This window comes from Cypionkella sp. (assembly GCF_036782355.1).
Classification (GTDB): Bacteria; Pseudomonadota; Alphaproteobacteria; order Rhodobacterales; family Rhodobacteraceae; genus Cypionkella.
In genome coordinates, this window is record NZ_DAIPZF010000039.1 from 20,874 (window position 1) to 27,695 (window position 6,822).

A 6,822-nucleotide genomic window follows, 5' to 3' on the forward strand; every position below is an offset into this window, starting at 1 on the left:
CAGCCGTTGTCAGGTCAGGATTTTCTGCATCAGCACAAGATCGTGGTAGCGGCCAAATTTATAGCCAACCTGCGGCAACAGCCCCGCCTGCGCATAGCCAAGACGCGCATGAAAGCCGATGCTTTTCAGATTATCCGCGGTAATCGCCGCAATCATCACATGCGCCCCCGCGGCCCTCGCATGGCTTTCCACCGCCTGCATCAACGCGCGCCCAAGGCCCCTGCCCTGCGCGGCATCTGTCAGCGCCAGCGAATGTTCCATCGTGCGCAAATACCCCGGCGAGGGGCGAAACTGCGCATAGGTGGCATAGCCAAGGATCACATCGGCCTTCGCTGCCACAAAAACCTCGTGGCCCAGCGCGCGCCGATCGGTCAGCATGGCTGTCACATCGGCTTCGGATTTGGTCACCGAGGTCACGGTGATCGTGGTTTCGGTGATCACCTGATTGATGATCAGGGTGATGGCGGGCACATCGGCGCGGCTGGCGGGGCGGATCATTCCAACACGCGCAGACCGCTTGGGGTGTCAAAACTGGCGCGCATGGCACATCGGCCTTGGACAATGGCAAAACGGTCGTCTTGGATCAGCGGCGCAAGCAGCCCGCGCAGCGCATCGGCATCAGGATGCGCGATGTCCAAACGCCGCAGCCGCAAACCGCTGTCGGGCAAGGCGCGGGCCGGATGCAGCGTGCCCTGCCACTGGATCAGCGCCGGAAAGCCGCCGCCAAAGGGCAGCTTGCCATCCTTTGGCACCGCCATCTGCCAGCGGTAGTCGCCGCGTTGCAAGGCCACCGGCGCGCCTGTGCCATCAGGGCTTGCGCGCAGGGCGGCGGTCAGATCATCGCAGCCTGCGATCCAATTGGTCAGCCTTGGGCGGCCGGTGAAAGTGTCCAGATCAAACCAGCGCGGCCAAGCGGGCTTGGCCGCAGATGGGTCGGCGGCAATCACCTCAAGATACAAATCCCCCAAGCCCAACAGCCGGTTGTGCGTCGCCATATGCGGATGCTGGCCACCCCCTGCCAGCTTTGTGCCCAGCGCTTCTTCGACCCAAGCCACCCCTTCGGCCAGATCAAGCGCCGAAACTGCCAGATGGTCAAAGCGCAGCATCAGGCGCGCTCTCCGATCAAAGCCTCGGCCTTCATGGCGCTGATCAGGCTGGTAAACCGCGCCTGAGCCACTTCACCAAACAGCGCATGGCCGTTCTTGGTCAGCTTTAGCTCCAGCTGGTTCAGTTCGGGCCGCCAGACCAAACGGGCCACATCCGAAGGGTCAGACACCGCAAACATCGCGCCAAACCGCATCGCCTTGCCCAAAATCTCGGCGTCGCGCTGCTCGGCCTCGGACAACAGTTCAAACAGCGGTTCCAACCGCGAACCCGAGCGCGAGTTTTTATAGCGGTGCAGCAAGGCCAGCCCCAAAAACACCCGCCCCGGATGATCTAAGCCGCCAAGGTTGGCGCGGGTGACATTGTCAAAGCAGGCCTCGGCGCGATAATCGGGGTGGGTGCGCCAGGTGGTGTCGTGCAAAAGACAGGCCGCCTTGATCAGCCGCACACGCTCTGGGCTGGCATCGGGAAACAGTGGCTGCAAGAATTCATAAAGCTTTTTGCCAAAGCCCGGGATCCGCGACATGGTCTTTTCGACCGAACGCGCCGCCTCGATCAGCGGATCGCGCGCGCGCAGGCGGGCGGGCATTTGTTCATACAAAAGCCCCTCGCGGATGCCATAAGACGAGACGTCAATCTCTGACGGCTTCAGCACTTTGATCAATTCGCGCAGCACTTCGCAGGCCAAAGGCACCAGCTCCATCCGCGCCGAAGAGGTGCCGGTGCGGGTGCGAAGATCCTCGAGATTTGAGGTTTCCAGCCAATCCAGCGTTTGCAAAAGATCTGCGGGCAGCATGCGGTATTCATGCAAAACCGTCATCGGATAATTGCGCCGCTCCATATCCAGCCGCGCGATCACCCGCCACGAGCCGCCCACCAGATAGATGCGCTGACCCTCAGAGTTCAGTTGTGCCTGACATTCGGCCAAAACCTGATCAATATGAGCGGCACGCTTTTTCGGGTTGTCCGAGATGCGCGCCAGACGAAACGGGCCAAGTTGGGTCGAGACCCGCGTGCCGACCTGACCGTCGCCAATCTGCGCCAGCTCCATCGAGTTGCCGCCGATGTCGCAGACAAGCCCCTTGGCCTCGGGCCAGCCCAAAAGCACGCCCTGCGCCGAAAGCCGCGCCTCTTCGGGACCATCGACCACCCAAAGCCGCAGGCCGGTTTCGCGCAGCACCTCGGCCTGAAAATCGGGGCCGTCGCTGGCGTCGCGGGCCGCCGCCGTGGCCACCACCGTCAAGGGACCGATGCCCATGCCTTTAGCCAGCAGCGCAAAGCGTCGCAGGGCTGCGACCGCACGCACCCGGCCTTCGGGGTTCAGCTGACCGGTTTCGGCCAAGCCTTTACCCAAACCGCACATCAGCTTTTCGTTAAAGAAATAGGCAGGCGAGCGGGCAGCGCCGTCAAAGACCACCATCCGCACCGAGTTCGAGCCGACATCGACCACGCCAACCCGACTAAGCGCGCGGGCCGAAGGGTCGTCAAACAGCGGCCGTCCAAAGGGGCCGTTGTCGTCGTCTGGGTCGTGCTTGCTCATACTTTGTCCGTCATGCCAGTTTTTGAACGTCTTTCGCGCCCGCCGTGCCACGGCCAGAAAGCGAAGGATTCTCCATAAAGAAACGGTGACAGCTGAAGGCCTGCCCGTCCAGAGGTGTCAGGTCGCGCTTATAGACGCCCGAGGGTTGCAGCACCCAAGACTGCGCCTCATCTGCCAGATTTGCCGCCATGATTTGGCCCACGATCTGGGCTTTCACCGTGTCATTGTTGATTTCCACCAAGGTTTCAACCCGCCGCGTCAGATTGCGCCCCATCCAATCGGCTGACGAGATAAACACCCGCGCCGCCGCCGAAGGCAGGCCGGCGCCATTGCCAAAACACACGATCCGGCTGTGTTCCAAGAACCGCCCAACGATGGATTTCACCCGGATGTTTTCCGACAGCCCCTTAATTCCAGGCCGCAGCCCACAGATGCCGCGCACGATCAGGCTGATCTTAACCCCCGCTTGGGAGGCCGCATAAAGCGCGTCAATCACATCAGGATCGACCACCGAATTCATCTTGGCCCAGATCTGCGCCGGTCGCCCTGCGCGGGCGTGATCGGCCTCGGCTGCAATCATCGCGATCAGGTCTTTCTTCAGACTAATTGGCGAGATCGACAGGTTTTCCAGCCCCTGCGGCTGCACATAGCCTGAAAGGTAATTGAACACCCGCGTGGCATCGCGCCCCAAGGCCGCATCGCAGGTAAAGAACGACAGATCGGTGTAAACCTTGGCGGTGATCGGGTGATAGTTGCCAGTGCCGTAATGGGTATAGGTGACCAGCTGATCGCCTTCGCGCCGCACCACGGTGCTGATTTTGGCGTGGGTTTTATAGTGGATAAAGCCGTAAACCACATGCGCGCCCGCGCGTTCCAGCCGGCGCGATTGGCGGATGTTGGCGGCCTCGTCAAAGCGGGCTTTCAGCTCGACCAACGCGGTGACGGATTTGCCCGCTTCGGCTGCTTCGCAGAGCGCGGCCACGATCGGGCTGTCCCAAGAGGTGCGGTAAAGCGTCTGCTTGATCGCCAGAACATTGGGATCACGCGCGGCCTGTTCCAGAAATCTGATAACCAGATCAAAGGTTTCATAGGGGTGGTGCAGCAGGATGTCTTTTTGCTTGATCGCCGCAAACAGATCGCCGTCATGGTCTTGCACCCGTTCGGGCACCCGTGGGGTAAAGGGCGGCCACAACAGGTCTGGATGCGACGAAAGCACCAGCTCTTTCAGGTCCGACACCCCCAAAAGCCCGCGCACCTCGACCATCTCATCGGCGGTGACGCCCAATTCTTCCATGATCAACGCGCGCAATTCCGGCGGCGCGCCCGAGGACAGCTTCAGCCGGATCACCTCGCCACGGCGGCGGCGTTTCAGCGCGGTTTCAAACTCGCGCACCAGATCTTCGGCCTCGTCCTCGACCTCTAGGTCGCTGTCGCGCAGCACCCGAAACAGGCAGTGGCCACGGTCGGTATAGCCCGGAAACAGCATATCCAGATGCAAAAGCAACAGCTCTTCCAGCGGCAAGAACCGCTGTTCGCCCTCTTTTGACGGCAGCGGTACAAAGCGCGCGATCTGCTGCGGAATCGGTAAAAGCGCTTGCAAAGTGCGCCGATCCGTCTCGCGCTCCAGCGACAGTGCAAGGCTAAAGCCCGCGTTGGGAATGAAAGGAAACGGGTGCGCGGGATCAATCGCAAGCGGCGACAGCACCGGGAAGACCTTGTTCAGAAAGTGATCTTCCAGAAACTTCAGATCCCGCCCCGTGAGTTTCGAGCGCGTGCACAGCGAAATGCCCTCGACCTCCATCAGCTTTTTCAGCTTGTTAAACACCGCTTGCTGGGTGTGCATCAAGCGGCGAGCATTGGCATTGATCAGCTTTAGCTGTTCGGCAGGGGTGCGACCATCCTCGGAAGGGGTGACGTTCTTGGCGCGCACCAAGGCACTAAGACCGGCGACGCGCACGGTGTAGAATTCATCCAAATTGGTGGCCGAGATCGACAAAAACCGCAACCGTTCCAGCAGCGGTACCGCAGGGTTCGAGGCCTCATCCAGCACCCGCCAGTTAAAGGCCAGCCAGCTGAGTTCGCGGTTGAAAAACCGATGCGGCCCTTTGATTTCGGCCTCGGACAGCACGACGGTTTCGGGAAATGGTGCTTTGAGGAAATCTGATTGGGTCATGGAGCATTCTTTTCAGGGCAGTTGCGCCCGCGTTCTTCGGCCTTGAGCGTAACAGAACGATGACAAACCAACAGTTTCATTCAGATGCCGCGCTGTCCAGAAGATAGGTCGCAAGCGCGCGGGTCACCGGACGGCGCAGCGCCAGCGCCAGACCATCAAGCTCGGCCACCAGCGCGCGCGCCGCCGCAATCGAGCGATCCATCCGCGCCACAAGATAAGGGATCAGATTGGGTGGCACCGCAATCTGGCGGTCGTTGAACAGCTTGACCAGCACCGCCGACAGCAGCGCATCATCGGGAGAGGCCAAGGCCACAAGGCTTGCCGCCTGCAACCGGCTTTGCAGATCTGGCAGGCACAGCCCCCAATCGCGCGGCGGCGCATTGGCAGTCACCAAAAGCCCGCGCCCCGCAAGTAGGTTGTGCAGGTGGAAAAACGCGGTCTCGGCGGCGCGATTGCCGCCGATGCGCTCGGCATCCTCGACCACCACGGGGCGCGCGCCCAAATCGGGCAAATCGGCCTGCGCCAAATCGGTTGCGGTCAGAATCTGCGCGCCCGCAGCCTCGGCCCAGACATGGGCAAGATGGGTCTTGCCACTGCCCGAGGGGCCAATCAGCAGCATCTTACCGCCCGGCCAACCCGCCCAATGGTCGATCGCCGCCAGCGCCTCGGCATTGGCGGCAGAGGCAAAGAAATCGGCGCGGCGAAAGGCCACCTGAACCGGCAGATCAAAGGCAAGCTGTTGGCTCACGCCTGATCCTCGCCGTCAGGCTTGCGGCCCGCAAGACCGGTGTAAAGCAGACTGGTTTGGTAATGCCCCAGCGCAAATCGGGTCAGCACCCCAATCGCCGCCGAGACCGGCACCGCCACCAACAGCCCGACAAAGCCGAACAAAGACCCAAAGATCGCCAGCGCCAGCATCAGCACCACCGGATGCAGGCCCACCGATTTGCCCACCAGACGCGGCGTCAGCACGTTGCCTTCCAAAAACTGCCCCAAGCCAAAGATCGCGGCAACCAGCCCAATTGACAGCCAATCGCCCCAGAACTGGAACAGCGCCAAGCCAATTGCCAGCACCCCGCCCACCAGCGCGCCGACGTATGGAATAAAGGTGATCGCCCCCGCAACCGCCCCCACCAAAAGCCCGAATTGCAGCCCTGCCGCCATCAGCGCCACCGCGTAATAGCTGCCAAGCGTCAGGCAAACCGTCATCTGACCGCGCACAAAGGCCGACAGCACCGCATTGATTTCATTAGCCAAACGGCGCACCGTTGGCGCGTGATCGCGCGGCAGCATCTGATCAATCTGCGTGATCATCCGGTCCCAATCCAGCAGCATGTAAAATGCCACCACCGGCACCACCACAATATACAAAAGCGCCGACAGAAGGCTCAGCGCCGACGAGATCACCCCCTGCGCAAGGCTGGCCCCCTTGGCTTGGATCGCGGCACCAATTTCGGCCAAAGACTGCCGTATCGTCGAGGTGCTATCGGTCAGCTGCGGAAAGCGCTCGACCAGAAACATCTGTAAACGCTGCGCAATTTCGGGCGCCGCGTTGATCAGCGCCGTGGTCTGCTTGATCAGCGTCGGGATCAGCGCCAGCACCACAACCACCACAACCATCAAGGCAAGCAAGGTGATCACCGTGGTCGCCGCCGCGCGGCTAAGCCCCAGCCGCTCGAGCCGATCGGCGATAGGATCCAGAAAATAGGCAATCGCCGAGCCGATGATAAAGGGCAGCATCACCCCGCCCAAGAACCACAACATCACGAAAAACAGCAGCAAAGCGCCGCCCCAATATTTCGCCTGTTCCCGCGTCGGCAGCGCCATGATTTCACCCCTTTGGTCCCCCTCACATATCGCCCCTGCGACCCGCGCTTGCAAGAGGGGCGACGGAAAAGGCGAGGTTTGACGCTGTGGGTCCCGCGTCGCTGATGCGTCGTTTATCTGTAACGACAGCTGTAGCTGGCTATTTTGGCGGATCGGGCGGGGTGTAGGTATCGGGCGA

6 protein-coding genes are annotated in these 6,822 nt (G+C 61.3%); all 6 read right to left on the reverse strand.

The features are described from left to right. Positions 1-9: 9 nt before the first annotated feature. The gene (locus V7Q10_RS13280) at positions 10-498 is read right to left on the reverse strand and encodes a GNAT family N-acetyltransferase (RefSeq protein WP_333869594.1); all 489 of its coding nucleotides are present in this window, start codon (positions 496-498) and stop codon (positions 10-12) included. Further along, positions 495-1,106, reverse strand: a complete 612-nt coding sequence (locus V7Q10_RS13285; protein WP_333869595.1) for a VOC family protein — start codon at positions 1,104-1,106, stop codon at positions 495-497. Before V7Q10_RS13285 ends, V7Q10_RS13280 begins: the two co-directional genes overlap by 4 nt. Beyond that, a complete protein-coding gene (locus V7Q10_RS13290) occupies positions 1,106-2,644 on the reverse strand; it encodes a Ppx/GppA family phosphatase (protein WP_333869596.1) in 1,539 nt (512 codons plus the stop codon). The genes V7Q10_RS13285 and V7Q10_RS13290 overlap by 1 nt, the downstream gene beginning before the upstream one ends. 10 nt (positions 2,645-2,654) lie before the next feature. After that, positions 2,655-4,817 carry an RNA degradosome polyphosphate kinase gene (locus V7Q10_RS13295; protein WP_333869597.1) on the reverse strand — a complete coding sequence of 721 codons (2,163 nt, stop codon included), beginning with the start codon at positions 4,815-4,817 and terminating at the stop codon, positions 2,655-2,657. A gap of 76 nt (positions 4,818-4,893) precedes the next feature. After that, complete coding sequence (locus V7Q10_RS13300; protein ID WP_333869598.1) at positions 4,894-5,565, reverse strand: DnaA ATPase domain-containing protein; 672 nt, start codon at positions 5,563-5,565, stop codon at positions 4,894-4,896. After that, positions 5,562-6,644, reverse strand: a complete 1,083-nt coding sequence (locus V7Q10_RS13305; RefSeq protein ID WP_333869599.1) for an AI-2E family transporter — start codon at positions 6,642-6,644, stop codon at positions 5,562-5,564. The genes V7Q10_RS13300 and V7Q10_RS13305 overlap by 4 nt, the downstream gene beginning before the upstream one ends. Between the last annotated feature and the right edge of the window lie 178 nt (positions 6,645-6,822).